Origin of the sequence: Xanthomonas boreopolis (assembly GCF_046529185.1) — a bacterium.
Lineage (GTDB): Bacteria > Pseudomonadota > Gammaproteobacteria > Xanthomonadales > Xanthomonadaceae > Pseudomonas_S > Pseudomonas_S boreopolis.
This window is the reverse complement of sequence record NZ_CP097162.1, coordinates 396,802-422,655: the sequence shown is the minus strand read 5'-3', so window position 1 is coordinate 422,655 and position 25,854 is coordinate 396,802. Positions and strand designations below refer to the sequence as shown.

The window sequence follows — 25,854 nt, the reverse complement described above, 5'->3', positions numbered from 1 at the left end:
CACGATCAGCCTTCAAACGACCATCCGCCCCCGATCGCCCGGATCAGTTGCACAGTCGCTCGCCGCTGGCGCGTAGCCAAATCCAGCGCGTTGCGCCGCGCCTGCAGGTTGGTGGTCTGTGCGGCCACCACGTCGAGATAGCTGGCCGCGCCGTCGCGATAGCGGCTGGTGGCCATGTCCAGCGCGCGCCGCGAGGCCGCCACTGTGCGCTGCTCCGCTTGTGTCGCATCGCCATAGCGCCGAAGCAGTGCCAACTGATCTTCGACCTGCTGGAACGCGGCGAGCACCGTGGCGCGATAGGTCTGGCCGGTCTCGTCCAGCACCGCTTCGGCGCGTGCGACCTCGGCCCGGCGGCGTCCACCGTCGAACAGGTTGGCCAGCAAACCCGGCCCGATGGCCCAGAACACGTTCGGCGCTGCGATGATGTTGCCCAGGTCGCTGCTCTGGTAGCCGCCCGTGGCGCTCAGGCGCAGCGACGGAAAGAAGGCCGTGCGGGCCACACCGACGCCAGCATTGGCCGCAGCGACACGGCGCTGGGCCGCAGCGATGTCGGGGCGGCGCTGCAGCAGTTCCGAAGGTACGCCGGTGGGAATTGTGGGCAGCACGTCGGAAGCCGGTGCAGCCTGGATGGAAAACGTCGAGGCATGGGAACCCACCAAGGCGGCGATCGCATGTTCGAGGACGTCGCGCTGCGCCTGTACCTGATGCAGTTGCGAGCGCGCGGACTCCTGTTGCGCTTCGGCCTGAGCGACATCGAGCCCCGACGCCAGCCCGGCCCGGTGGCGCTCGACGACCATGCCGGCCGCACGTCCGAACGCGGCCTCTGTCTCGCGCAGCAGTTCGATCTCCTGATCGGCACCCCGCAGCGCCAGCAGGGTGTCTGCCAGTTGTGCCTGCAATGCCAACTGAGCGCCGGCCAGGTCTGCCTGCGCCGCCTGTTCTTCGGCGGCGCCCGCAGCGACCTGTCGGCTGATACGCCCCCACAGGTCCAACTCGTAGTCCAGGCTCAGGCTCAGCGTGCCGCTGTTGTAGTAGTTCGACGAACCCGCGCCGCGCAGCGGCCGGTTCTCTGACTGGCGAGTGCGCACCACCTCCGCGGAAGCGCCAACGCTCGGCAGGCGGGCCGCGCGCAGCGAATCGGTCGCGGCGCGCGCCTGCTGGTAGCGTGCCAGGGCACTGCCCAGGTCGGGGCTGTTGGCCAGCAGTTGCTGTTGCAGCCGGTCCAGCTCGGGGTCTTGGTACAGGGTCCACCAAGTGTCGCGCTGCAAGGCCGGAACCGCTGCCGCCTGCGGTGCACCCCGGTAGGCCGGCACCTCGGGCAGGGGCACCGTCGGCATCTCGGCCACGTGCGCACACCCGGCAAGACCGCAGGCGACCAGGAGCAGAGCAATAAGGCGCGGCTGCATCACTTCGCCGGCTCCTGCGCGGCCGCCGCGATGCGCACCACATCGCCATCGGCGATGCCGTCGGGCGGGCTGTTGATCACGCGATCGCCTTCGCTGACCCCGTTGGTCAGTTCGACCACCCGGCCGAGGTCACGCGCGATCGTCACCGGGCGCAGTTGCGCGCGGCCCTCGTTATCCACCAAGGCCACCTGCACACCGTTGCGCCCGACGATCAGCGCGCTGGGTGGCAGGCCCAGGGCCTGGGTGCCGCCCACCGCCTCGAAACGCACGGTGGCGAAGCCACCGGGCAGCAGCCGGCCGTCGGCGTTGTCCACCGTGAGCTGCACCCGCATCGCACCCGTGCTCGCATCGATGGCCTGCGCCAGCGACTGGACGGTGGCCTCGAACGTCTCGCCGGGCCGTTCGGGCACGTTCACCTGCGCCTTGGCGCCGCTGCGGATTGCCGCCACCTGACGCTGCGGCACGTTCACATAGATGCGCAAGCGCCGAACGTCGGAGACGACGAACAATTCACTGCCCGCGCTCGAACCGACGTTGATCAGCGCGCCGACATCGGTGTTGCGCGCGGTGACGATGCCGTCGAACGGTGCGGTCAGTCGCCGGTACTGCTGCATGGTCTGGAGGCGTTCGACATTGGCTTGAAGCGCATTGACAGCGGCCTGCTTGGCGGTGTGGTCGGCCACGCGCTCTTCGACCTCCTGCCGCGATACCGAATCGCTGGTCAGCAGCGATTGCCAGCGCCGTGCCGTGGTGTCGGCCAGCGCCGCCTCGCTGCGCGCGCGGGCCAACTCGGCGCGCGCCTGCTGAAGCTCCTGATCCACGTCGGGCGTGTCGATCTCGGCCAGCACCTGCCCGGCCTTGACCGGCTCGCCGATGTCGCGCGACCAGCGCTTGAGGTAGCCGCTGACGCGGGCATAGATCGGCGCACGCGACCAGGCTTCGATGCGGCCCGGCAGTGCCAGCGCGCTGCCTTCGATCGGGGACGGCAAGATCACGGCCACCGTGCGAACGCTTTGGGTCTGCGCATCTTCCCGCAACTGCTCGGCACGTGACCAACGGGTCACGAGGCCGGTGACCACGATGGCCGCCGCCACCGCGATGAGGATGAGCGCGGGCAGGTAGCGGCGGCGCTTGGATGGGGTTGCGTGGGTCATGTCAGGACTCTCCAAGGGCCGGCTGCGGCGTGGGTTCGGGGCGACTGGAAGGCCGGCCATGCACCAGGCTGAACAGCACCGGCACGAACATCAGGGTGGCGACCGTGGCGAACAGCAGTCCGCCGATCACGGCGCGGCCGAGCGGCGCGTTCTGCTCGCCGCCTTCGCCGACGCCCAATGCCATCGGCAGCATGCCGATGATCATCGCCAGCGCGGTCATCAGCACCGGGCGGAAGCGCACGAAACCGGCTTCCAGTGCGGCCGCGGTGGCATCACCCAGTTCGGCCAGGCGCTCGCGGGCGAAGCTGGTGACCAGTACGCTGTTGGCGGTGGCCACCCCCATGCACATGATGGCGCCGGTCAGCGCCGGAACCGACAGCGTGGTGTCGGTGGCAAACAGCATCCAGATGATGCCGGCCAGCGCCGCCGACAGCGCCGAGACGATCACCGCCGGATCCAGCCAAGACTGGAAGTTCACCACGATCAGGAAGTAGATCAGCACGATGGCACCGATCAGGCCGAAGAACAGGCCCGAGAACGCGCGGTCCATGGTGTCCACCTGGCCCATCAGTTGCACGGTCGAGCCACGCGGCATGTCGCCTGCGGTATCGGCCAGTACCTTGCGAATATCGGCGGCCACCGCAGCCAGATCACGATCCTGCGTTGCGGCATGGATCTGCACCATTGGCTGGATGTTGTACTGGCTCACGAGCGCATTGGCGTTGCCGCGCGTGAAGGTCGCCACACCGCCCAACGTCGTGTCGCCGCTGGCCGTGCCGCTGCCCACCGGCAGATTGGACAACGCGGCCAGCGAATCCAGATCGCGCTGCGGGGTCTGGATCACGATCGGGTAGCTCACGCCGTTAGCCGGATTCAGCCAGAACGTGGGCGCCACCTGGCTGCTGCCGGCGAGGTTGGTTACCAGGCTGTTGGTCACGTCGCGCGTGGTCAGCCCCAGCAACTGCGCCTGAGTACGGTCCAGCGCCACATCGAACTTGGGCGCTTGGTTCGACTGCTGGATACGCGCATCGGCTACGCCTGGAATGGTGCGGATGCGTTTGAGCAGGTCCTGCGCATAGGCGAAATTCCCGTCGAGATTGGCGCCGCGCACCTGGATGTCGATAGGCGCCGGGGCACCGAAGTTGAGGATCTGACTGACGATGTCGGCCGGCGGGAAGGAGAAGGTCGCGTCGGGGAACTGTTCCGGCAGCACCTTGCGCAACTCTTTCACGTAGTCAGCGGTCGGTCGGCTGCCGTCTCGCAGAGCGATCTGGAAGTCGCCGTCCTGCGGCCCCATCACGCCGGTGTTGTTGTAGGTCAGGTTGATGTTGCTCGGCGGCAGGCCGATGTTGTCCACCAGCGTCTCGATCTGCTCGGAGGGGATGACACGGCGGATCGCCCGCTCGATCTCGGCGAAGCGCGATGCGGTTTCCTCCACCCGGGTGCCTACGGGCAGGCGCACGTGCATGAGCACCTGGCCGGAATCCACCGAGGGGAAGAAATTGGCGCCGAGGAACGGCACCAGCGAGAACGATGCCGCGATCACGACCACGAAGCCGACCAGGAAGCGCTTGCGGTTTGCCAGCGCAGCTTGCAGCAGGTCGCGGTAGCCGTCGCGGAAGCGCTCGAAGCGGGCCTCGAAGCGACGCTGGAAGCGCACCAGCGGATTGCGCGATGGCGGCAGCGCCTCATCGTTGCCGTGCAGGTCGGTATGCGGCGCATGCGGCCTGAGCAGGTACCTGGCCATCGTCGGCACCAGGGTGCGCGAGAGGATGAACGAGCAGACCATCGCGAAGATCACCGACAGCGCCATCGGCACGAACAGAAAGCGCGACACGCCGTCGAGGAAGAACATCGGCACGAAGGCGATGCAGATGCACAGCAGCGAGACGAAGGCCGGGGCGACGATCTGCCGCGCGCCGTCGAGGATGGCGGTCTCCACGTCCTTTCCCTGTTCGAGATGCCAGTTGACGTTCTCGATGGTCACCGTGGCATCGTCCACCAGGATGCCGATCGCCAGCGCCAGACCGCCCAGCGTCATGAGGTTCATGGTCTGGCCCAAAGCCGCCAGTGCCATGATCGAGCCGAGGATGGACAGCGGAATGGAGATGGCGATGATGACAGTGGAGCGCCAACTTCCCAGGAACAGCAGGATCATCAGGCTGGTCATGGTGCCGGCGATGACCGCTTCCAAGGCCACACCTTGCACTGCCGCGCGCACGAACACCGACTGGTCGTTGATCGGCACCACGCGCAGCGCCTCGGGCAGCGCGGCACGCATATCGTCGAGCATGGCGCGGATGCCATCGACAATCGCCAGCGTGGAGGCCGAACCACTCTTGAGCACGGTCATCAGCACCGAGCGGTTGCCGTCCACATGCACGATGTTGGTCTGCGGCGCGTTGCCGTCGCGCACGTCGGCCACGTCGCGCAGGTAGATCGTCGCGCCATTGACCACCTTGACCGGCAGCTCGCCGATCTCCGCGATCGCGGAGGGCGCACTGTTGAGCTGCAGGGTGTACTCGCGATCGTCGATCTTTTGCGTGCCGATGGGGGTAAGCACATTGTGCGCGGCCAGCGCGGCAGATACGTCCTGCGCCGACAGCCCACGGGCCTGCAGGGCCTCGGGCTTCAGATCGATCTGCACCTGCCGTTGCACGCCACCGTAGGGCAGCGGGATGACTGCGCCGGGCACCGTGATCAGCGGCGTGCGCACCGTGTTCATGCCCAGGTCGAACAGTTCCTGCTCGGTCATGCCTTCGCCCGAGAGGGCCAACTGCACGATCGGCACGGTGGCGGCGTTGTAGTTGAGGATCACCGGCGGCTGAATGCCCGCAGGCATCTGCCGCAGTGCCACCTGAGAGGCTGCGGTGATCTGCGCGTTGGCGGTGGCCACGTCCACGCCGGGCTGGAAGAAGATCTTGACGATGCCCACACCCGGATAGGTGTTGGCTTCGATCCGCTCGATGTTGTTGACCGAGGCGCTGAGGATGCGCTGGAACGGCGAGGTGATGCGTCCAGCCATCTCGTCCGGCGGCAGGCCGGTGTACTGCCATGCAGTAGCGATCACTGGGATGCGGATCTCGGGGAAGATGTCGGTCGGCGTGCGCAACATGGTCAGGATGCCGCCGATGAGGATCAGTAGCGCCATGACGACGAAGGTATAGGGCCGCCGCAGGGCGACGAGTACGATGCGCATCAGCATTGCGCGGCTCCGATGCGGTCGGTCATCCAGAAACTCCTTTGGAACAGACGATGAAATCGCGACCGCCATGCCGAGGCATCCAAGGCCATGCCTGGGCAGTCGAACAGAATCTTGATGGCGTGCCCTTCGGCCGAATGGCCGCGGGACTCACCACACGCGCAAGAGTCGGCAATGCACGCCGTCTTCCAGAAGATGCGAATCCTGCATGGCTCACCAAGATCGAGAACGCCGTTAAGACATGCGATGTCTTCCACCCGCCTGCAGCAGGCTCACATGGCGATTGCGACGCTTCATGAGAGCTGGCTCTTCGCCTTTCAGGCACATTGCTGAAAGGCCGAACAGGCCTTCCGCCGCATGCCAGGACGGGTTCAAACGTGACTGTACAGACGACCATCGAATTTGATTAGATGGCATAATATGAATACCACTATGAGGTGATTTCATAAATGGCAAGAGAGAACTTTAACGACCTAATCGCTTTTGTGACGGTGGCTCGCGAGGGCAGCTTCACGAAAGCGGCAGCGGTGCTTGGGGTTTCTCAGTCGGCCTTGAGTCACACCATGCGGGGTCTGGAGGAGCGGCTTGGGGTTCGTTTACTGACTCGAACGACGCGCCGCATTGCACCGACCGATGCTGGTGAGCGCTTGTTCCAGTCCATATCACCTCGGTTCGAGGAAATCGAAGCGGAACTGGCCTCCGTCAGCGCGTTTCGCGACAAGCCCGCCGGAGCGATCCGCATCAGCGCAGCGGAGCACGCCGCGATCACCGTCCTGTATCCCAAACTGTCGAAGGTGCTTCCGGACTATCCGGACATCAAGGCGGAAATCAACATCGACTACGCGCTCACCGATATCGTCGCGCAGCGCTACGACGCAGGGGTTCGGCTCGGCGATCAGGTCGCCAAGGACATGATCGCGGTGCGCATTGGCCCGGATCTGCGCATGGCCGTGGTCGGCTCGCCGGCCTATTTCTCAGCACGCAACCAACCCCGCAATCCGCACGATCTGGCCGACCACAATTGCATCAACAGGCGCCTGCCCACATACGGCGGGATCTACGCTTGGGAACTGTCCAACGGCAGGCAGGAATTGAACGTGCGCGTGGAAGGCCAATGGGTGTTCAACAGCAGTTCTCCCGTTCTGCGCGCGGCTCTCGATGGCTGCGGCCTGGCCTTCCTGCCGGAGGACATGGTGCTGGATCACATCGCTGCGGGGCGGCTGATTCGCGTGCTCGATGCGTGGTGCCAGCCATTCCCAGGCTACCACCTGTACTACGCCAACCGCCGACAGTTCTCACCAGTGTTGCAGGTCATCGTTGAGGCGCTGCGCCACAGCGCTCCCTGAGCGAATAGCGCACCCCATATACAGGTCAGAGGCAATTCATGAGGCCGGATCATGAATACATGCGTAATTGGGCCTCTAATCCTTCGGCGGCTTGTTTCCTATGATGAATGATCGCACCGGCCCATGATCGAGGCAGGTGCCCAGCTCTTTCATCCTGTCGTGCAGCGCGGGCTTCATGCCTTCGCCCGCAGAGGTTCGATCATTCCATTCTTAGAAGGAACACACATCATGTTGGCCACCATGCTCTATGGGCCCCGAGACGTGCGCTATGAAGACGTCCCCGAGCCCGAAATCCTCAAGCCGACCGATGCCATCATCCGCCTGTCGGCCACCTGCATTTGCGGCTCCGACCTGTGGCCGTTTCGCGGGCTCAACGACGTCAGCGCGCCGATGGCGATGGGCCACGAGTATTGCGGCATCGTCGAAGAAGTCGGCAGCGAAGTCACCGGCGTGCGCCCTGGTCAGTTTGTGGTCGGTTCCTTCTGCCTCTCGGACAACACCTGCCCGCACTGTCGGTTCGGGTTCCAGTCCTCCTGCGAGCAGCGCGAGTTCATGACGGGTGCTCAGGCGCCGCTGGCGCGGGTGCCGTTGGCCGATGGCACCCTGGTGGCGACTGCCGAATTGCCGCCAGACGACCTGATCCCCAGCCTGCTGGCGGTGTCGGACGTGCTCGGCACGGGGTGGTATGCAGCCGATGCCGCGCACGTGCAGCCGGGCACGACGGTCGTGGTCGTCGGTGATGGCGCGGTCGGCCTGATGGGCGTGCTGGCAGCCAAGCAAATGGGCGCCGAACGCATCATCGCGATGAGCCGCCACAAGACCCGCCAGGACCTGGCGCTGGAGTTCGGCGCCACCGACATCGTTTCTGAGCGCGGTGAAGCGGGAGTGGCCCGTATCAAGGAGCTGACCAAGGGTGTAGGCGCTGAATCGGTGCTGGAGTGCGTGGGCACGCAGGAGTCGATGAGCCAGGCGATCGAATGTGCGCGCCCGGGTGGCTCGGTCGGTTTCGTTGGTGTGCCGCACGGCGTGCAGCTTGACGGCCAGAGCCTGTTCTTCGCCCAGAAGAGCCTTTTCGGCGGTCCAGCCCCCGTGCGTCGATTCCTGCCCCACCTGATGGACCTGGTGCTGGAACGCAAGATCGAACCGGGCAAGGTGTTCGACCTGACCCTGCCGCTGGCCGACGTTGCTGAGGGCTACCGCGCGATGGACGAGCGCCGCGCGATCAAGACCCTGCTGCGCGTCTAAGTAGAGCCGAAGCGGCGCGCGATGACGACTGCCCAAGGTTCCGATCGCGCAGCATTCGCTTTGCTCTTCTACGCACAGAAGTCGAATGACTTTTGCCGCATATCGGCAGGCCGGCGAGCGCCAATCTTCCTGGCCGTCGTGCAATCCGTTCCAAGCCCTGCCGGTATGCGGACACCGGGCAGAGTCCAAGCAAGCGGCACATAGCACTACTTGTTCATCGCGTTGCCGCAGGCTACCGGGCACTCCTTATGCGCGGATAGCCACAGCCAGAGCACGCCTGGAATCGTGCCCGTTGAGGACGCTGGCATCTGCGCCACTCATGAGCCACATTCATGTGTTCATGCGGAATTTGCACCTTTATCCAGGTCGCCATTCTCCATACCATTTCAAAAAGTGAAATGCAATTGGCATAGAGGCGCTGTCTAGCCGTTGATGCCAACGCCACCCCGAAGGCCGGACTGAAGACTGCGAACGCTCCGATACCTAGAGCCAATGAGCGGCATACAGCCTGCCTCGGGACCTCTTTGAATCGGAGTCTGCATGCGTCCCCAGATCATTTGCCACACGATGAGCGCCCTCGATGGACGCATCGAGGGCGATCGCTGGAACCTGCCACGCGGCGGCCGGACCGTGGACGACGCCACGCCCTGCGACTACGACATCAGCGACCAGCTCGATACCCAGGCACGGATGCTCGGCCGCAATACGAAGCAGACCCGCCATACGCCGCACAGCTTCGACCACGATGGGCGGCCCGCCGGGACAGGATGCGACCCCTTCCTGGGCGAACGCACGACCCGGCGCAGCCAAGGGCCAGCGGGATTTCTCCTTTCGGAGGGCGCCGCCCTCGAACTCATCCACCGGACGGCGAGCCAGTCGGCCGTGTCCCGAAGCCCCGTGATTCTCAACGCAACCCGAAAGGACCATTCATGAAGAGACATCTCATCGCCGCCGGCGCCACCTTACTGATGAGTGCCGCATCGGCACAGGCCGAAGGCATCAAGATCGCGCCCGCTGGCAGCACCCCCACGATGATCGGCGCGACTGAGAACTTCTCCGGTCAGGTCTCGGTAGACATCAAGGCGGCAGGCGACAGCGGCAAGCCAGGCAGTGTCGGCCTGGTCAATTTCATGCCCGGCGCGCGCACGGCTTGGCATACGCATCCGGTTGGCCAACTGCTCATCGTCACGGACGGGAAGGGCTGGGTGCAGGAAGAAGGTCAGCCAAGGCGCGAGATCAAGGCAGGCGACGTGGTCTGGATCGAGGCCGGCGTCAAGCACTGGCACGGGGCAGCGAAAGACAACCGCATGAGCCACTACGCCGTCGCTTACGTGAAGGACGGCAAGAGCACGGACTGGAAGGAGTTGGTGAGCGATGACCAATACAACGCCCGTTGAACGCCGCGCTGCCTCCCCGGCGATCGTACTGACGTTCGCCTTGGGCGTAGCGACGGCCTGCGGCAGTGCCGCCGCTCAAAGTACATCAGGCACACACGCACAGGAGCCTCGAACCATGACCACGCAGAGCACGGCCCCCGCCGCCGACACTCTCAGCGCGCAGCAGCAAGCGATCCTGCCGATCACGGCGTTCGCCGCAGCGGGCGATATCGCCAAGCTCAACACTGCCCTGAATCAGGGACTCGACGCCGGCCTGACCATCAGCGATGCGCGTGAAGTGCTGGTGCAGCTCTACGCCTATGCGGGTTTTCCGCGCAGTCTCAATGCGCTCACAGAGCTGATGAAGGTGCTGGACCAACGTAAGCAACGCGGCATTCAGGATGCGCCGGGGCGCGAGCCCAGCCGCCCCATTCCCAAGGGCGATGCGTTGCGCGCCGCGGGTACGGCCAATCAAACCAAGCTCGTCGGCCGCCCGGTCACGGGAGCGGTCCAGGACTTCGCGCCCGCCATCGCCGAATACCTACAAGCCCACTTGTTCGGCGCCATCTTCGAGCGCGACAACCTCGACTGGCAAAGCCGAGAGTTGGCAACCGTCGGCATGTTGTCGGCGCTGCCGGGCGCCGAAGCGCAACTGCAAGGGCATGTGGGCTACAGCATGAACACGGGCCTGACGGCCAAGCAGATGCAGCAAGCCGTGCAGGTGCTGGGCGAACGTGTCGGCGCCGACAGCGGCCGGCGCGCCAGTGAGGCGCTGGCGAAGGTGCTGGCCGCCCAGCCACGTTGAACGCGGCGCGAATGCGTCAAGTTGCTGCTTGTCAGCGTCGATTGAAAGGAACCCATCATGGATCGTGATCAACCAGAAACAGGCCGCCGCGCCTTTCTCGGCGGCTCGCTCGTCGCCGTAACCGGCGCCGCCGTGGCGGGCGCAGGACTTTTGGCGGGCACGAACGCATCCGCGCAGACAACCAGTGTCAAAGGAACTGAACCCATGAAGCAGCCTGCCGTGGTCGGCTACACCAACATCAAAGGTATCCTGATCGAGCGGGCCAGCTATCCGGCTCGGACCCTGGGCACGCGCATCGCCGCCATCGTGTTCAAGCCCGCAGGATTCGATCCGGGCAAGAAATACCCGGCCATCGTCGTCACCCATCCTTTCGGCGGCGTCAAGGAGCAGACGGCCGGCCTGTATGCCGCTCGCTTGGCTGAGCAAGGTTTCGTCACGCTGGCCTTCGACAAGTCCTATCAGGGCGAGAGCGGAGGCGAGCCGCGCCTGATGGAAGTGCCCGGTCAGCACATCGACGACATCAGCAGTTCCATCGACTACCTGATCCAGCAGCCGGGTGTGGATGCCGACAACATTGGCTCGCTCGGTGTGTGCGCGGGCGGCAGCTACGCGCTGGGCAACGCGCCCACCGAAATGCGTGTGAAGGCGGTCGCCACGGTCAGCCTGTTCGATCTGGGCGACGCCAGGCGCCAGGCGATGGGCACGCTGTCCTATGAGGCACGCATGCAGCGCCTCAAGGAAATCGCCGTGCAGCGCAGCAAGGAAGTGCAAGGCGCGCCCTTGCAAATGGCACTGGCCGTACCTGCCTCCAACGCCGACTTCACCGACAAGACCCCAGCGCTATACCGCGAGGGCTACGAGTACTACCGCACCCCGCGCGGCCAGCACCCCAACTCCACGGGCAACTACGTATTCACCAGCCTGGCGCAGCAGATGGCCTTCTTCCCCTTCGCGCAGGTCGAAACGATCTCGCCGCGCCCGATCCTGCTGATCGTGGGCGGAAACGCCGACACGAAGTTCTGGAGCGATGGCGTACTGGCCAAGGCGCAGAACCCCAAAGAACTGTTCATCGTTCCGGGCGCCACGCACGTGGACATGTACGACAAGCCTCAGTACGTCGGCCCGGCGGTGGAGAAGCTGACCGGCTTCTTCCGCCAGCACCTCGGCGACACACGCGCAGCGTGACCATCGTTCCGCGGGGCTCTCCGACCTTAGCAAGATCCCGCGGTTCGTCGCCCGTTCAAGGTGCGACGGTTGCGTCCACCAACCTCAGGAGCACATATGAAGATCACCAAGACAGGTTCCACCCCTTCGGCCAAGGGCCCGGCCGAGTATTTCACCGGCACCGTGCGCATCGACTGTCCGTTCTGCGGCAGCGGCAACTTGAGCGGAGCGACCGTGACCTTCGAGCCGGGCGCGCGCACCGCCTGGCACACCCATCCGCTGGGCCAGACCCTGCTCGTGACCGCCGGCTTCGGCCTCATCGGCCGTGTCGGTGGACAGGTGCAGGAAATCCGCCCCGGCGACACCGTCTGGATCGAGCCGGATGAAAAACACTGGCACGGCGCATCGCCGGATTGCGCGATGACCCACATCGCCATCGCCGAAATGAAGGACGGCAAGGCGGTGGATTGGATGGAACACGTGACAGACGAGGAATACAGCGCGAAGTAAGGCAAGGCGCGTTCGCCTTCTCTCACGCTGGAACGCTCCTCGAACGCTTGCTGGTGCCCCCGCGTCGGCAAGTGATGTCGGGTCACGTCCGCATTTATCTGGAAAGGAGAACATTCATGAAAAAACGCATTCTGGGAAAGAACGGTCTGGAAGTTTCGGCCCTCGGCTATGGCTGCATGGGCCTGGACTTCTCCTATGCCCACAAGGTCAGCAGGCAGGAAGGCATCACGCTGATCCGCCAGGCGGTAGAGCGCGGCGTCACCTTTTTCGACACGGCGGAGATGTATGGCCCCTACACCAACGAAGAAACCGTGGGCGAGGCCCTGCGCCCCGTGCGCGAGCAGGTGGTGATCGCCACCAAGTTCGGCTTCAACATCGTCGATGGCAAGATGGCGGGCACGAACAGCAGGCCCGAGCAAATCAAGGCCGTCGCCGACGCATCGCTCAAACGTCTGGGTGTCGAGCAGATCGACCTGTTCTACCAGCATCGCGTCGATCCGAATGTGCCGATCGAGGACGTGGCCGGCGCGGTCAAGGACCTGATCGCCGAGGGCAAGGTCAAGCACTTCGGCCTGTCCGAACCCGCCGCGCAGACCGTGCGCCGCGCCCACGCCGTGCAGCCGATCACGGCCTTGCAGAACGAGTACTCGCTCTGGACACGCGGCGTCGAGACCAACGGCATTCTGGAAGTCTGCGAGGAACTGGGGATTGGCCTGGTGCCTTACAGCCCGCTTGGCAAGGGCTTCCTCACCGGCGCGATGGGCAAGGACACCAAGCTGGGAGAAGGCGACTTCCGCAAACTCCTGCCGCGCTTCACGCCCGAGGCGATGGAGAAGAACCAGGCGCTCATCGACCTTCTCAAGCGCATCGCCACCGAGAAGCAGGCCACACCCGCGCAGATCGCACTGGCCTGGCTGCTGGCGCAGAAGCCCTGGATCGTCCCCATCCCCGGCACCACCAAGCTGCACCGCCTGGAAGAAAACCTCGGCGCTGTCGATGTCGTGCTGAGCGACTCCGACCTGGCACAAATCCAGTCGGCCGCCACCGCCATCCAGATCGAGGGTGAGCGTTATCCCGAACAACTGCTCAAGGCGACCGGCCTGTGAGGCCTGGTTCCTTGCCATTCACTTCATAGAGGAAAGCAACCATGACTGACAACATCAAGGACAAGGTGGCCGTGATCACCGGCGCATCGAGCGGCCTGGGCGCCGAAACCGCCCGTCATCTGGTCGAGGCCGGCGCCAAGGTCGTACTCGGCGCGCGTCGCCTGGACCGCCTGGAGGCGCTGGCCACCGAACTGGGCCTGTCCAAGGAAGCCGCGTTCAAGGTGGACGTGACCGACCGCGAACAGGTTAAGGCCCTGGTCGATCATGCCGTGAAGCTGCATGGCCGCATCGACGTGATGATCAACAACGCCGGCCTGATGCCGCTGGCGCCCCTCGAAATGATGCGCTTCGATGAATGGGACCAGTGCATCGACGTCAACATCAAGGGCGTGCTGTGGGGCATCGCCGCAGCGCTGCCGTACTTCAAGGAACAGAAGAGCGGCCAGTTCATCAACGTCTCGTCCGTGGCCGGCCACACCATCAGCGCGGGCGGCGCGATCTACTCGGCGACCAAGTATTCGGTGCGCGTGATCTCCGAGGCGCTGCGCAAGGAGGTCAAGCCCTACAACATCCGCACCACGGTGCTGTCTCCGGGCGCGGTGGACACCGAGTTGCCTGCATCGGTCGGTGCTCCGGGTGTCAACGAGGCGATCGCCGACTACTACAAGAACAACGCCATCCCGGCCGACAGCTTCGCGCGCTGCGTGCTGTTCGCCATGAGCCAGCCGGAGAACATCGACATCAACGAGATCCTGTTCCGCCCGACGGTGCAGGAACTCTGAGAGGCCGCCCATGTTCCAGGAGATGGAAGATCGCCCGTCGAATGCGCTGCCTGCCGTGCCGTCCTCAGCACCCGATGGCGTGGCTGCGGCAGACACCGCATGGCGCGTGCTGGCCGTGCTCAGCGCGCTGATGGGTTTCGCCTCCATCTCGACGGACTTCTACCTGCCGGCCATGCCTGCCATGGCCGCCGCACTGCACGCGGGCCACGGCATGCTGGAGTTCTCGATTACCGGCTATCTGATTGGCTTCAGCGTCGGCCAGTTGTTCTGGGGGCCGGTCAGCGATAAGTTCGGCCGACGCCTGCCGGTGGCCGCCGGGCTGGTGCTGTTCATCATCGGATCGGTCGGTTGCGCGCTGGCCGGCAGTGCCGAGACCATCATCGGATGGCGCATCGTCCAGGCGCTCGGGGCTTCGGCCTGCGTGGTCATCTCGCGGGCCATCGTGCGGGATCTCTATGAGGGCGCACGCGCCGCGCGAATGCTCTCGACCCTGATGGTGGTCATGGCGATTGCGCCGCTGCTGGGACCGATCATCGGCGCGCAGGTGGCGGCCTGGGCCGGGTGGCGGGCGATCTTCTGGCTGCTCGTCGCGCTCGGTCTCGCCAGCCTGGTGGCGCTGTACACGATCCCGGAAACCCTGTCGCCGCTGCGCCGGCATGGTGGGCGGTTGAGTGGCGCCTTCGCCCGCTACGCGAAGCTGCTCACCGAGCGCCGCATTCTGGCGTATGCGGGTGCGGGCGGATTCTTCTACGCCGGCATGTTCGCGTACATCGCCGGCACGCCCTTCGCGTACATCACCTACCACCATCTTCCCGCTCAGTACTACGGCCTGCTCTTTGGCGCCGGCATCCTCGGAATCATGGCGACCAACGTGCTCAATGCACGCCTAGTCACGCGGCTGGGTGCCGATCGCCTGCTCGTCGCGGGTGCGTTGATCGCGGCGCTGGCCGGCATCGCGTGCGCCGTCGCGACCTGGACGGACTGGGGTGGGCTTTGGGGCCTGCTGCTGCCGCTGTTCGTCTTCATTTCCTGTACCGGCCTGATCGTCGCCAACTCGGTGGCCGGCGCGTTGGCGGAGGTCTCGATGCAGGCCGGGTCCGTCTCGGCGCTGGTCGGCGCACTCCAGTACGGCAGCGGCATCGCGGGGTCTGGACTGGTGGGTTTTTTTGCCGATGGCACGCCCCGGCCGATGGGCTGGGTCATTGCGCTCGCGGGCATTGGCAGCGTGCTGTGCGCCAGATCGCTGATGCAGGCCCCTCGCAAAGGAGCACAAATTGAACAAGCTATTTAACAGCAAGAGCACGGGAACACGCCGAGCGGCCCTTTGCCTGGCCGCGATGGTGGGACTGGGGATGTCGTCTCCATCCATCGTTGCCCAGGCACAGGCGGACGAGCACAGGCATGCGCGCGGCGGCCAGAAGATCGTCCTGACCGCCGCCGATGGCCGCCAAGCGCAGGCGGCGCTGCTCGACAACGCCACCGCTCGGACGTTTGTGGCAAAGCTGCCCTTGAAAGTGCGCATGGCCGATCACTTCGGGCGCGAGCTGTACGGGCCGATGCCCGCCATCGCCGTCAGCGATCCGCTGCAGAAAACCTACCGGGCCGGCGACATCGCGTACTGGCCGCCCGCGCCGGGCTTCGCCATCTACTACACCGTCGGCGGCCCGGTCATCCCCGGCGAGGGGCTGGCGCTGTTGGGTTCGATCGACACGAACCTCGACATCTTCAGCCACGGCTCGACCGAAGTGACGATTGAACTCGCCGAGTGATCGGTACCACCAGACACCATGCGCCCGGCTCGCGTCAGCAGCCACGGTGCGAAGCAAGAGGAAAGGCCAAACAATGAAAATCGATCTATCAGGCAAGGTTGCCCTTATCACGGGTGCTGGCTCAGGCATGGGCTTGGCATCGGCGGAAGCATTTCTGGAAGCCGGCGCATCGGTCGTGCTGTCCGGGAACCACTACGACAAAGTCAAGGAACAGGCGGATCGCCTGTCCGCAAGAGGCAAGACGCTGGCCTTGCAATGCGACGTGTCCGATGAAGCGCAGGTCAAGGCGCTGGTGGAAAACACCGTGAAGGAATTCGGCCGCATCGATGCCGCCTACAACAACGCCGGCTGGATGCCCCCTTATGCGGAGATCGCCGAGGCCAGCACCGACGACTTCATTCGCGCGCACGACATCAACCTCAAGGGCATTTGGCTGTGCATGAAGCACCAGACGCAGCAGATGCTCAAGCAAGGGGGCGGCGGCACGATCGTGAACTGCTCCTCGATGGGCGCCATCGTCGGCGTCGCGGGAAGAACGTCCTACTGTTCGACCAAGCACGGCATCGTCGGCATCACCAAGAGCGCTGCGCTGGAGTACGCCTCGAAGGGCATCCGCATCAATGCCGTGTGCCCCGGCGTGATCGACACGCCGATGGTGTCCTCGATGATCAGCACCGACCCGGCGGTCCTGAACGCACTGATCGAACAAGTGCCGATCAAGCGGCTGGGACGCGCGGACGAAATCGCACAGGCGGTGCTCTGGCTGTCCAGCGATGCGTCGAGCTTCGTGGTCGGCCATTCGCTGGTCGTGGATGGCGGGATCACGGTTCAGTAACTCTGCGCGCTACGGGCGGGAGCCGAGAAGGCCCCCCTGGCCGTGTCCATCGAACAAAGCAAAGGAATAGCCAGATGAGTAATCTGTTGACCGGAAAAGTCGCCATCGTCACGGGTGGCGCAAGTGGGATCGGCTTGGCTGCCGCGCAGCGCTTCGTCGCCGAGGGTGGGCGCGTGGTCATCGCCGACGTTGCGCAGGAGGCCGGCGAAGCGGCTGCGGCCTCGCTCGGCGAAGCAGCGGCGTTTCAGTGCACCGATGTGACCGATGAAGCGTCCATCCAGGCTGCCGTGGACGCGGCCGTCACCCGCTTCGGCCGGCTCGACGTGATGTTCAACAACGCCGGCTCCACGGGCGATGGATCATCCATCACCGAAATCGGGCCAGCGGGCTTCGACAAGACCTTTGTGCTGGACGTGCGCTCGGTGGTGCTGGGCCACAAGTGCGCCGCGCGCCGGTTCAAGGAACAAGGCACGGGTGGCTCCATCATCAGCACGGTCAGCGTCGCCGGCCTGCAGGGCGGCTGGTCGTCAGTGTCCTATGCGACGGCCAAGCATGCCGTCGTCGGAACGATCCGTCATGCAGCGAAGGAACTGGCGCCCTTCGGCATCCGCACCAATGGCGTGGCACCGGGCGTCATCATGACGCCGCTGATCGCCAAGGCATTCGGCGTTCCTCCCGAGAAGGCCGATGAGCTGGTGCAGTACCTGGTTGGGCGGCTGGGCAGCAAGCAGGCGATGGGCCGCTACGGCTCGGCCGAGGACGTGGCCAACGCGGCGCTGTTCTTCGCCAGCGACCTGTCGGCCTACGTGTCCGGCACGGTCATGCCGGTCGATGGAGGCATCTCGTCCTATACGCTCAGCACCAGCGACGAGGAAATCTTCGCCGCAGCGCAGGAATTCGCGCGGAGTCTGACATGAGCGCGAAAGTATTGACTGTGTTGTGCGTCGGCGCGACCGGCAGCGTCGGACGCCACGTTGTCGAGGAAGCGCTACGCCAGGGCCACACCGTGCGTGCGCTCGTGCGTGACCGCGGCAAGGCCGCCGGGCTACCGGCGCAGGTGGACGCCGTGGTCGGCGAGCTGACCCAGCCGGATACGCTCGCGCGAGCAGTCGCCGGCGTGGACGCCATTGTCTTCACGCACGGCTCCAACGGCGGCAAGGCCGACACGCGCGCTATCGACTACGGGGGCGTGCGCAACGTGCTGTTCGCCCTGCGCGGGCAGCAGACCCGCATCGCGCTGATGACCGCCATCGGCGTCACCGACCGCGTTGGTTCCTATAACCGCCGGACCGAGGCGCACGATTGGAAGCGGCGCTCGGAACGCCTCGTGCGCGCCAGCGGCAATGCCTACACGATCGTGCGTCCCGGATGGTTCGACTACAACGATGCCAATCAACGCCGGATCGTGATGCTCCAGGGCGACACCCGGCACGCCGGCACACCCGCCGATGGAGTGATCGCCCGCCGCCAGATCGCCGAGGTGTTGGTGACCAGCCTCACGCTGGAGCAGGCCCGCAACAAGACCTTCGAGCTGGTCGCCGAAGTCGGCCCTGAACCCAAGGACTTGGCACCGCTCTTCGCTGCGTTGACTGCGGATTCCGGCGACTTCGGCAAGTCGCCCGATGGTGTTGGCGACGCCGAGAACATGCCGCTGGACCAGGAGCCAGCCCAGGTGCTCGCGGACCTGAAGGCCATTCACTCAGACGACCCTGATCTTGTCCAACTCCCGAATCGAGGTGCGCCATGAAGCCCGATCATCATCTTTTCGCGTCGCGCCGCAAGCTGCTGACGACTGCCGCCGCTGCCACGGCCGGGGTTTGCGCGACGGCGCTGTTGGGGCGGCCGGGCTCAGCCCTGGCGCAGCGAGCCCAAGGTGCTGCTGCGATATTTACCAACAGCGTCAACATGGAGTTCGTGACCATACCGGCCGGAACTTTCATGATGGGGTCGCCCGATAGCGACAGTCAGGCGCGAGCTTTCGAGAAGCCGCAGCACCAGGTCACCATCAGCCGGGCCTTCCAGATCGGTCGGCACGAGGTGACGCAGGCGCAGTGGCAGGCGGTATTGGGTGAGAACCCCTATGAGCGTGACCGCTCGAATCCCTACTACAAGCTGCCGGGCATGGCCGAGCGCATCACGCGGCCCGATCATCCGGCGACGGTTTCATGGAACGATGCGCAGGAGTTCATCGCCGCACTGAACAAGCGCGAAGGTGGCACGCGCTACCGCCTGCCGACCGAGGCCGAGTGGGAGTACGCCGCGCGGGCTGGAACCAGCACGCGCTACTCCTTCGGAGATGACGAGCGTCAACTTGACCGCTACGCCTGGCACGGCGGCGACTTCCAGACCGGCGGCCACCATCCCGTCGGTACCAAGCAGCCCAATCCGTGGGGCCTGCACGATGTTCACGGCAACGTCTGGGAATGGGTGCAGGACTGGTATGACGCGGACTACTACGCCCGCAGCCCGGCGGTCGATCCACAGGGGCCGCAGCGGGGAACGCACCGTGTCGTGCGTGGCGGGAGTTGGCACGCCACTGCCACGAGCTGGCGCACGGCTTTCCGGCGCGACTACGAACCGGACTACCGCGGTATCAGCATTGGTTTGCGCCTGGTGCGCACCGTGTGAAGTGCATCCATTCCGATCAATCTCAAGAAGGAATTCATCATGACTCAAGTCGTTGTCGTCATAGGTCCCGGCTCGATTGGCCAGGCGATCGCAAGGCGCGTAGGCGCCGGTAAGCATGTGCTGCTGGCCGACCTGCGGCAGGAGAACGCAGATGCGGCTGCCAAGGTGCTCAGCGAGGCAGGTTTCGATGTGAGCACCACGATGGTCGATATCTCAAAGCGCGACTCGATCCACGCGCTGGTCGAGAAAGCCACTGCACTCGGAGAAATCACCGGCCTGATCCATGCCGCCGGCGTCTCACCTTCGCAGGCGTCGCCGCAGGCCATCCTCGGCGTCGATCTCTACGGCACCGCCGTCATTCTGGAAGAGTTCGGCAACGTGATCGCCCGTGGCGGCGCTGGCGTCGTCATCGCCTCGCAGTCCGGGCATCGACTCGGTGCGCTGAGCCCCGAGCAGAACAAAGCCCTGGCAACGACGCCTGCGGACGATCTGTTGGCGCTCGACTTCCTTCAGCCCGACCAGGTGAAGGACACGCTGCACGCTTACCAACTCTCCAAGCGCGGCAATTCGCTGCGCGTCATGGCCGAAGCGGTGCGCTGGGGCAAGCGTGGCGCACGGGTCAACACGATCAGCCCCGGCATCATCATCACGCCGCTGGCCAAGGACGAACTGACCGGCCCGCGCGGTGCAGGCTACCGCCGCATGATCGATCTTTGCCCGGTTGGACGGGCGGGAACGCCCGACGAAGTGGCCTCCGTTGCAGCGCTCCTGATGGGCGCCGACGGGGCATTCATCACCGGCAGCGACTTCCTGATGGATGGCGGCGTCACGGCCTCCTACTGGTTCGGTGAACTCGCGCCGGAGTAAGCCGAGTCCATGCGTTGCATTTCCGCAGAGCCGATCGCATGAGCCCGATCGCTCCTCATCCATCTGCCGAGGACTGAACATGAACGATTCAAACGACAACAATGCCGGCATCAACATGCCACGCCGGGGATTCATCGGTGGGGTGGGCCTGACGGCGATGGCCGCAGCGCTTCCCAGCATGGCCGCGACTGAGCGCACAAACGATTCCTCCTCTACGGTCAAGACGCCCGCACCTGGCCTGCGTCGGCTCGGCGGCCTTGAGGTCTCCGAGATCGGCCTGGGCTGCATGGGTGGTAGCGGCTATTACTACCCCTTTCCCGGCAAGGCACGGATGATCTCGGTGATCCGCGATGCGGTCGAGCGTGGCGTCACCTTCTTCGACACCGCGGAAACCTACGGTCCGTTCACCAACGAGGAAGTGGTCGGCGAAGCGTTGCAACCGATGCGCCAGAAGGTGGTGATCGCCACCAAGTTCGGCTTCAGCTACAACGGCACTGAACGCACCGGCCTGGACAGCCGTCCGGCCAATATCCGCCGCGCCGTGGAGGGATCGCTGCGGCGCCTGCGCACGGACTACATCGACTTGCTCTACCAGCACCGCGTTGATCCGAAGGTGCCGATCGAGGATGTGGCCGGCACCGTCAAGGATCTGATCGCCGAAGGCAAGGTCAAGCATTTCGGCATGTCCGAGCCGGGTCCGCGCACGTTGCGTCGCGCCCATGCCGTGCAGCCGGTTGCCGCCGTGCAAAACGAGTATTCGCTGCTCGAACGCTCACCGGAGAAGAATGAAATCCTCGCGATCTGCGAGGAGCTGGGCATCGGTTTCGTGCCCTGGGGGCCGGTAGCGCGCGGTTTTCTCATCGGTCGCTTCGGTGAAGGCACCGTATTCGCCAAGGAAGACAACCGCGCCGGTGTGCCGTTCTTCTTCCCCGATGCAATGAAGCAGAACCTGGCCGTGTACGACCTCGCCCACCGTTGGGCGCAGCGCAAGGGTGTGACGCCAGGTCAGCTTTCCCTTGCGTGGCTGCTCGCACAAAAGCCGTGGATCGTTCCCATTCCCGGAACCACCGATCCTTGGCACCTTGCCGAGAATCTCGGTGCGGTCAATGCGCGCTTTACGCCGGACGAACTGCTTCAGTTCCGCAGGGAACTGGAAGCCATCCGCATTGTCGGCGAGCGCGCCGCCCCTGGCACGCTGGCTATGTCAGACGTGGAAGCGCCGGAGAAGAAGTAAAGCGATTTGGCCGGCAAGGTCACATCGACAAAGAGTATTCAGCAGGAGGTTTCGCAATGAACAGGCCCTTTATCGTCTGCCACATGATGACGTCACTGGATGGGAAGATCACCGGCCCATATATGAGAACGGAGGCGATCAAGATTCCTGCACAAGAGTATGAGCGCACCAATGCGTTCTATCAGCCTCAAGCCTGGCTCTGTGGCCGTGTCACGACCGACGAGAACTTCACCTTCTACAAGAAGCCTGCGCTGGACGAGAACGCACCCGCCGTGCCGGAAGGCGATTACGTCGCGGTGAGCGGCGCCCAAATGCACTACGTTTCGGTTGACGCATCGGGGAAGATCGGCTGGGAAACCAATACCTTGAAGTACGAGGATCGGCCCGCCGCTCACATCATTGAAGTCCTGACGGAAAAGGCAAGCAACGCCTATCGCGCCTTCCTTCGCAAGATGGAAATCTCTTACATCATCGCGGGCAAGGACCAACTCGACTGCAAATTAGCTGCCGAGAAATTGAAGGCCTTGTTCCAAATCGAGACGTTGATGGTCTCGGGCGGCGGCTTCATCAATTGGTCTTTCCTGCAGGCTGGTTTGGTCGATGAACTCAGCTTGGTGATTGCGCCATTGGCAGACGGCGAGAACAACACAGTGACGCTGTTCGAAAAGTCAGATTACCTGCCGGCCCACGCGCCTGTGGAGTTCACTTTGAAGAGCGCAGAAGTTGGCAAGGGCGACAGTATCTGGCTGCGCTACGTTGTCAAGAATAGTCATTCTCCGAATGTCAGTGCCGGCGGCTGAAATAGTGAGCGCCATCGATGGTATGCCGAATACCACATATGCCTGTGACTGAACATAGGTGAAGGAGGGTTGCGCCTAAACCTTCGACTGAGGACTGCTGAAACGATGTATTGCAAGCATGGCAATCGCGACGGCGCTCGACTGTTTATCTCTGCGCTGAATCCATTGGGTCGTCGGATCTCCCGGCTGGGAACTGCATGCCAACCTAAATCGGTGGTCACGCCATATCTCTAGGAAGGAGGTTGCATGGAGTTACGACATCTTCGCTGTTTTGTGGTTTTGGCCGAGGAGTTGCATTTCACACGCGCTGCCGAGCGCTTGCATATCGAACAACCACCTCTGTCGCGGGCCATCAAAGAACTTGAGGAAGAACTGGGTGTGCTGCTTTTCGATCGGAACCGCCGGGGAACAGTGCTGACTGCAGCGGGCGCTACGTTTTTGCAGGACGTCCGCAGACTATTCACTGTCCTGGAGCAGGCACGGGAGAATGCCAAGGCCGTCGGCTCTGGCTTGCGAGGGAGCGTCCGCATCGCAGTATCTGACGGTGCGATTGATCCCCGACTGTCGGCGTTTCTCGCCTGTTGCCGCCAGGAAGAGCCGGGAATCGAGATACGCTTGGCCGAAGTGCCGCTGGCCGAACAATTGCGCGGCCTGCGCTCTGGCGATTTCACGATTGGGTTTGCACACGCTGCTGATGTGGGTGGAGACATTGTTGCCGAACCTGTTTGGCAAGACCCGCTGGTGATCGCGATGCCAGCGCGGCACGAATTGCTCGCCCACAGGGAGATCCCACTGCATGAACTCGCGAGCCACCCGCTTGTCTTGTGCGATCCACACGTGTGCGAGGGCTATTGCCGCGAACTGGCCAAGCTCCTTCGGCCACTGGAGCGCGAGCCGAATGTTGTTGAGCATGTGTCCTCGCTGGACATGATGCTCACCCTTGTCGGTGCGGGGTTCGGTGTGGGCTTCACCACGGAGACCAGGATCGCGGCCTGCCAACGGCCAGATGTAGTGACCCGTCCTTTGGCGGTGGAGTCCGCCGTCATCACCACATACCTGCTTCGGCCCGACAGGGACAGCTTGTCGGCTCCACTGGAGCGATTTGTCGCTCGGCTACGAACACAGAGAATCAAATGAAGAATGGCTATTGAGGCAAGGCAAACGCCACGACGTAATCTCCCTTCTGCGTCGTCGAGGAATTGCCGCCCGCGCTGATGACCACGAACTGGCGACCGCTGGCCGGCGACAGGTAGGTCATCGGTACGGTTTCGGCGCCGACTGGCAGCCGCTCCTTCCAGAGTTCGCGGCCAGTACGCACATCAAGTGCGCGGAAGTAATAGTCCTGCGCAGCCGCCATGAAGATCAGGCCCGAAGAAGTCGTGATCGGCCCACCCCGGGTGGGCATGCCGATCGGCATGGGCAGCCGCGTGGCGATGCCCAGCGGCCCCGTTTCCTCGGTGGTGCCCAGCGGCATCGACCAGACGATCTGGCGCGTAGCCAGGTCGATCGCATTGATCGTGCCGTAGGGCGGCTCCTGGCAAGGCACGCCCAGCGCAGACAGGAAACGCTGTTGCTCGATGGCCCAGGGCGTGCCGCGCTGCGGCGCGCCGCCGGTGTGTCCACCGTCCGCGCTGGCCTTGGCGTCGTAGGCGGCGCGGGGAACCAGCCGGTTCAGAACAGCAACACGGGTGTCGTTGAGGATCAGATACCCCAGGTTCTCGGCCACCGATGTCGATCCCCAGGTGGTGCCGCCCATCCAGCCCGGATACTGGATCGTCCACTGTTCGCTCGGTGGAGTGAACTCGCCTTCGTAGCGCGCCTTGCGGAAGTCGATGCGGCACATCAACTGGTCCAGCGGCGTGAGGCCCCACATGCGCTGCTCGCTCAGCGGCTCGGTGCCGATGGCCGGCATGCCGACCGAGTACGGCTGCGTGGCGGCCAGGCGCTCATCCGGGACCCCGCCCTGGGGCACGGGCCGATCCACCACCTCGGCGATGGGCGTGCCGTCGCGCCGGTCGAGCATGAAGATTTGTCCGCGCTTGGTGGTCTGGATCAGGGCTGGCGTCATACCGCCTTTGCCGTCCGGCACGTCGTAGAGCGCAGGCTGCGAGGGCACGTCGTAATCCCAGAGATCGTGGCGCACGGTCTGGAAGCGCCAGCGCTCGCGCCCCGTGGCGATGTCCAGCGCCACGATGGACGATGAATAGCGGTCGTCCGCCTCCGTGCGGTGGCCGCCCCAGAAGTCCGGCGTGGCGTTGCCGGTGGGCAGATAGACGAGGCCGAGGGCTTCGTCGAAGGCCGGCGTGGACCAGACGTTCGGCGTGCCGGGCGTGTAGCTCTGGCCTTCGGGCGGCAGGCCGGTGATGGCCGGATTGCCCAGGTCCCAGGCCCACACCAGCGCGCCGGTGCGCACGTCGAAGGCACGCACAACCCCGGACGGCTCGCCCAGTTCCTGGTTGTCCCAGACGAGGCCGCCTACGATCACGAGGTTGCGCGCCACCGTGGGCGCCGCGGTCGGAAAGTAGAACTCCGGGTTGCCCTTGTCCATGCCGACGCGCAGGCTCACGATGCCGTTGTCGCCGAAGTCCGTGCAGGGCTGGCCGGTGAGCGCGTCCACCGCGACGATACGGGCATCGACGGTCGTCGCGATGATTCGGCGCGTGCAGGCTGCCCTCGGCTGCTCGCCGGCAGGCACGGTCGAGGCGGCGCCGGTTGCCGTGGCGTCGTGGTAGCCCACGCCACGGCAACGGGGGAAGATGCTCTCGCCGGTCTTCGGGTCGAAGGTCCAGCGCTCCTGGCCGGTTTCCGCATCGAGCGCGAACAGGCGGCTCGACTGCGTGCACCCGTACAGCATGCCGTTCACATGCAGGGGCGTCACCACGTGCGTCTGGCTTCCACCTTTCGGAATCTCGCCCGTCCGGTAGGTCCAGGCGACCTGCAGGCCGGCCACGTTCTCGGGGGTGATCTGGTCCAGTGGGGCATGCCGCGTGCCGGAGGGCGTGCGGCCCCAGTGGCGCCAGTCGCCGCCCGCCGCAGCACCGACCGCGTTGCCCGGCACGGGCGCAGGTGCGCCGTCCGCCGTCTGGACCGGCTGCGGCTGCAAGGCGGTGTAGAGCGTTGCGCCCAAGGCCACGGCGATCAGCCCTGCCAAGACGTAGCCCGGCCGTCGGAATGCCGAAGGTTCACCGCCGCGCAAGGCAGGCATGAGCAAGAGCAATAGGACTGCAATCGCGGCCAGCGCAAAGAGGCGCGAGAACAGCGGCCAGAACGCCCATCCCGAATCCCATACCGCCCAGACGGCCGTGGCGGCAAGGACCGCCAGATAGACCACCGTGCCCAGCGGCCGCCGCAGCATGGCGAGGATGCCTGCGGCAACGAACCCGATGCCGGCCAGCGCGAAGTACCAGGAGCCGCCGAGGGTGATGAGGCGAACCCCGCCCACGAGCATGAACAGCCCGAAGGCCACGATCACCAGGCCGAGCGCGATCAGCGCAATGCCTCTGAGTCCAAGGGCTTTCGCCTTGGCACGGCTGGGGGAAGTGGAATCTTCGAGCATGCGGCGTGTCTCCTGATTTGTCTTGGCACGGCTCGCATGAGCGCCGCCATCGGGTTAAAAAAGCAACGG

General features: G+C 64.7%; 23 protein-coding genes. 19 read left to right on the top strand and 4 right to left on the bottom strand.

Going from position 1 to position 25,854, the window contains the following annotated elements:
- Window positions 1–5: 5 nt before the first annotated feature.
- From M3M27_RS01820 to M3M27_RS01810, 3 genes are read right to left on the bottom strand one after another with little or no spacing between them, the layout of a single operon-like run.
- Window positions 6–1,406: an efflux transporter outer membrane subunit gene (locus M3M27_RS01820; RefSeq protein WP_434026981.1), complete on the bottom strand. Its 1,401-nt coding sequence runs from the start codon at window positions 1,404–1,406 to the stop codon at window positions 6–8.
- Window positions 1,406–2,560 (bottom strand): efflux RND transporter periplasmic adaptor subunit, encoded by a 1,155-nt coding sequence (locus tag M3M27_RS01815; RefSeq protein WP_434026980.1) that lies wholly within the window; start codon window positions 2,558–2,560, stop codon window positions 1,406–1,408. Before M3M27_RS01815 ends, M3M27_RS01820 begins: the two co-directional genes overlap by 1 nt.
- 1 nt (window position 2,561) lies before the next feature.
- Window positions 2,562–5,765 (bottom strand): efflux RND transporter permease subunit, encoded by a 3,204-nt coding sequence (locus M3M27_RS01810; RefSeq protein ID WP_434026979.1) that lies wholly within the window; start codon window positions 5,763–5,765, stop codon window positions 2,562–2,564.
- Window positions 5,766–6,211: 446 nt separating this feature from the next.
- Here M3M27_RS01810 and M3M27_RS01805 point away from each other — a divergent pair, with 446 nt between their 5' ends.
- The 19 genes from M3M27_RS01805 (at window position 6,212) to M3M27_RS01715 (ending at window position 23,366) form a co-directional block, all read left to right on the top strand.
- Window positions 6,212–7,108: a LysR family transcriptional regulator gene (locus M3M27_RS01805; RefSeq protein WP_217109956.1), complete on the top strand. Its 897-nt coding sequence runs from the start codon at window positions 6,212–6,214 to the stop codon at window positions 7,106–7,108.
- A gap of 228 nt (window positions 7,109–7,336) precedes the next feature.
- Window positions 7,337–8,353, top strand: coding sequence for a zinc-dependent alcohol dehydrogenase family protein (locus M3M27_RS01800; RefSeq protein WP_217110013.1), 1,017 nt, complete (start codon window positions 7,337–7,339; stop codon window positions 8,351–8,353).
- 540 nt (window positions 8,354–8,893) lie between these two features.
- Window positions 8,894–9,286, top strand: coding sequence for a hypothetical protein (locus M3M27_RS01795; RefSeq protein WP_217109955.1), 393 nt, complete (start codon window positions 8,894–8,896; stop codon window positions 9,284–9,286).
- Window positions 9,283–9,750 carry a (R)-mandelonitrile lyase gene (locus tag M3M27_RS01790; RefSeq protein WP_217109954.1) on the top strand — a complete coding sequence of 156 codons (468 nt, stop codon included), beginning with the start codon at window positions 9,283–9,285 and terminating at the stop codon, window positions 9,748–9,750. The genes M3M27_RS01795 and M3M27_RS01790 overlap by 4 nt, the downstream gene beginning before the upstream one ends.
- Window positions 9,751–9,865: 115 nt before the next feature.
- On the top strand, window positions 9,866–10,534 hold the full coding sequence (locus M3M27_RS01785; RefSeq protein ID WP_005794860.1) for a carboxymuconolactone decarboxylase family protein: 669 nt from the start codon (window positions 9,866–9,868) through the stop codon (window positions 10,532–10,534).
- A gap of 57 nt (window positions 10,535–10,591) precedes the next feature.
- On the top strand, window positions 10,592–11,719 hold the full coding sequence (locus tag M3M27_RS01780; RefSeq protein ID WP_005794861.1) for an alpha/beta hydrolase: 1,128 nt from the start codon (window positions 10,592–10,594) through the stop codon (window positions 11,717–11,719).
- Between the two features lie 96 nt (window positions 11,720–11,815).
- Window positions 11,816–12,208 (top strand): (R)-mandelonitrile lyase, encoded by a 393-nt coding sequence (locus M3M27_RS01775; protein WP_005794863.1) that lies wholly within the window; start codon window positions 11,816–11,818, stop codon window positions 12,206–12,208.
- A gap of 116 nt (window positions 12,209–12,324) precedes the next feature.
- The gene (locus M3M27_RS01770; protein WP_434026978.1) at window positions 12,325–13,314 is read left to right on the top strand and encodes an aldo/keto reductase; all 990 of its coding nucleotides are present in this window, start codon (window positions 12,325–12,327) and stop codon (window positions 13,312–13,314) included.
- Between the two features lie 41 nt (window positions 13,315–13,355).
- Window positions 13,356–14,096: an SDR family oxidoreductase gene (locus M3M27_RS01765; RefSeq protein WP_434026977.1), complete on the top strand. Its 741-nt coding sequence runs from the start codon at window positions 13,356–13,358 to the stop codon at window positions 14,094–14,096.
- Between the two features lie 10 nt (window positions 14,097–14,106).
- Entirely contained in the window at window positions 14,107–15,387 is a 1,281-nt protein-coding gene (locus tag M3M27_RS01760) for a multidrug effflux MFS transporter (protein WP_434026976.1), read from the top strand.
- Window positions 15,371–15,865 (top strand): cyclophilin-like fold protein, encoded by a 495-nt coding sequence (locus M3M27_RS01755; protein WP_434026975.1) that lies wholly within the window; start codon window positions 15,371–15,373, stop codon window positions 15,863–15,865. Before M3M27_RS01760 ends, M3M27_RS01755 begins: the two co-directional genes overlap by 17 nt.
- Before the next feature lie 73 nt (window positions 15,866–15,938).
- Complete coding sequence (locus M3M27_RS01750) at window positions 15,939–16,700, top strand: SDR family NAD(P)-dependent oxidoreductase (protein ID WP_434026974.1); 762 nt, start codon at window positions 15,939–15,941, stop codon at window positions 16,698–16,700.
- A 74-nt stretch (window positions 16,701–16,774) separates the two neighbouring features.
- Window positions 16,775–17,617, top strand: coding sequence for an SDR family NAD(P)-dependent oxidoreductase (locus M3M27_RS01745; protein ID WP_434026973.1), 843 nt, complete (start codon window positions 16,775–16,777; stop codon window positions 17,615–17,617).
- Window positions 17,614–18,447, top strand: coding sequence for an SDR family oxidoreductase (locus M3M27_RS01740; protein WP_434026972.1), 834 nt, complete (start codon window positions 17,614–17,616; stop codon window positions 18,445–18,447). The genes M3M27_RS01745 and M3M27_RS01740 overlap by 4 nt, the downstream gene beginning before the upstream one ends.
- Window positions 18,444–19,328: a formylglycine-generating enzyme family protein gene (locus M3M27_RS01735; protein ID WP_434026971.1), complete on the top strand. Its 885-nt coding sequence runs from the start codon at window positions 18,444–18,446 to the stop codon at window positions 19,326–19,328. Before M3M27_RS01740 ends, M3M27_RS01735 begins: the two co-directional genes overlap by 4 nt.
- A gap of 39 nt (window positions 19,329–19,367) precedes the next feature.
- The gene (locus M3M27_RS01730) at window positions 19,368–20,195 is read left to right on the top strand and encodes an SDR family oxidoreductase (RefSeq protein ID WP_434026970.1); all 828 of its coding nucleotides are present in this window, start codon (window positions 19,368–19,370) and stop codon (window positions 20,193–20,195) included.
- A 286-nt stretch (window positions 20,196–20,481) separates the two neighbouring features.
- Window positions 20,482–21,429 carry an aldo/keto reductase gene (locus M3M27_RS01725; RefSeq protein ID WP_232504730.1) on the top strand — a complete coding sequence of 316 codons (948 nt, stop codon included), beginning with the start codon at window positions 20,482–20,484 and terminating at the stop codon, window positions 21,427–21,429.
- 56 nt (window positions 21,430–21,485) lie between these two features.
- A complete protein-coding gene (locus M3M27_RS01720; RefSeq protein WP_217109943.1) occupies window positions 21,486–22,229 on the top strand; it encodes a dihydrofolate reductase family protein in 744 nt (247 codons plus the stop codon).
- 246 nt (window positions 22,230–22,475) lie between these two features.
- Complete coding sequence (locus tag M3M27_RS01715) at window positions 22,476–23,366, top strand: LysR family transcriptional regulator (protein WP_217109942.1); 891 nt, start codon at window positions 22,476–22,478, stop codon at window positions 23,364–23,366.
- 7 nt (window positions 23,367–23,373) lie between these two features.
- Here M3M27_RS01715 and M3M27_RS01710 read toward each other — a convergent pair whose 3' ends face one another.
- Entirely contained in the window at window positions 23,374–25,785 is a 2,412-nt protein-coding gene (locus M3M27_RS01710; RefSeq protein ID WP_434026969.1) for a membrane-bound PQQ-dependent dehydrogenase, glucose/quinate/shikimate family, read from the bottom strand.
- Window positions 25,786–25,854: the final 69 nt, after the last annotated feature.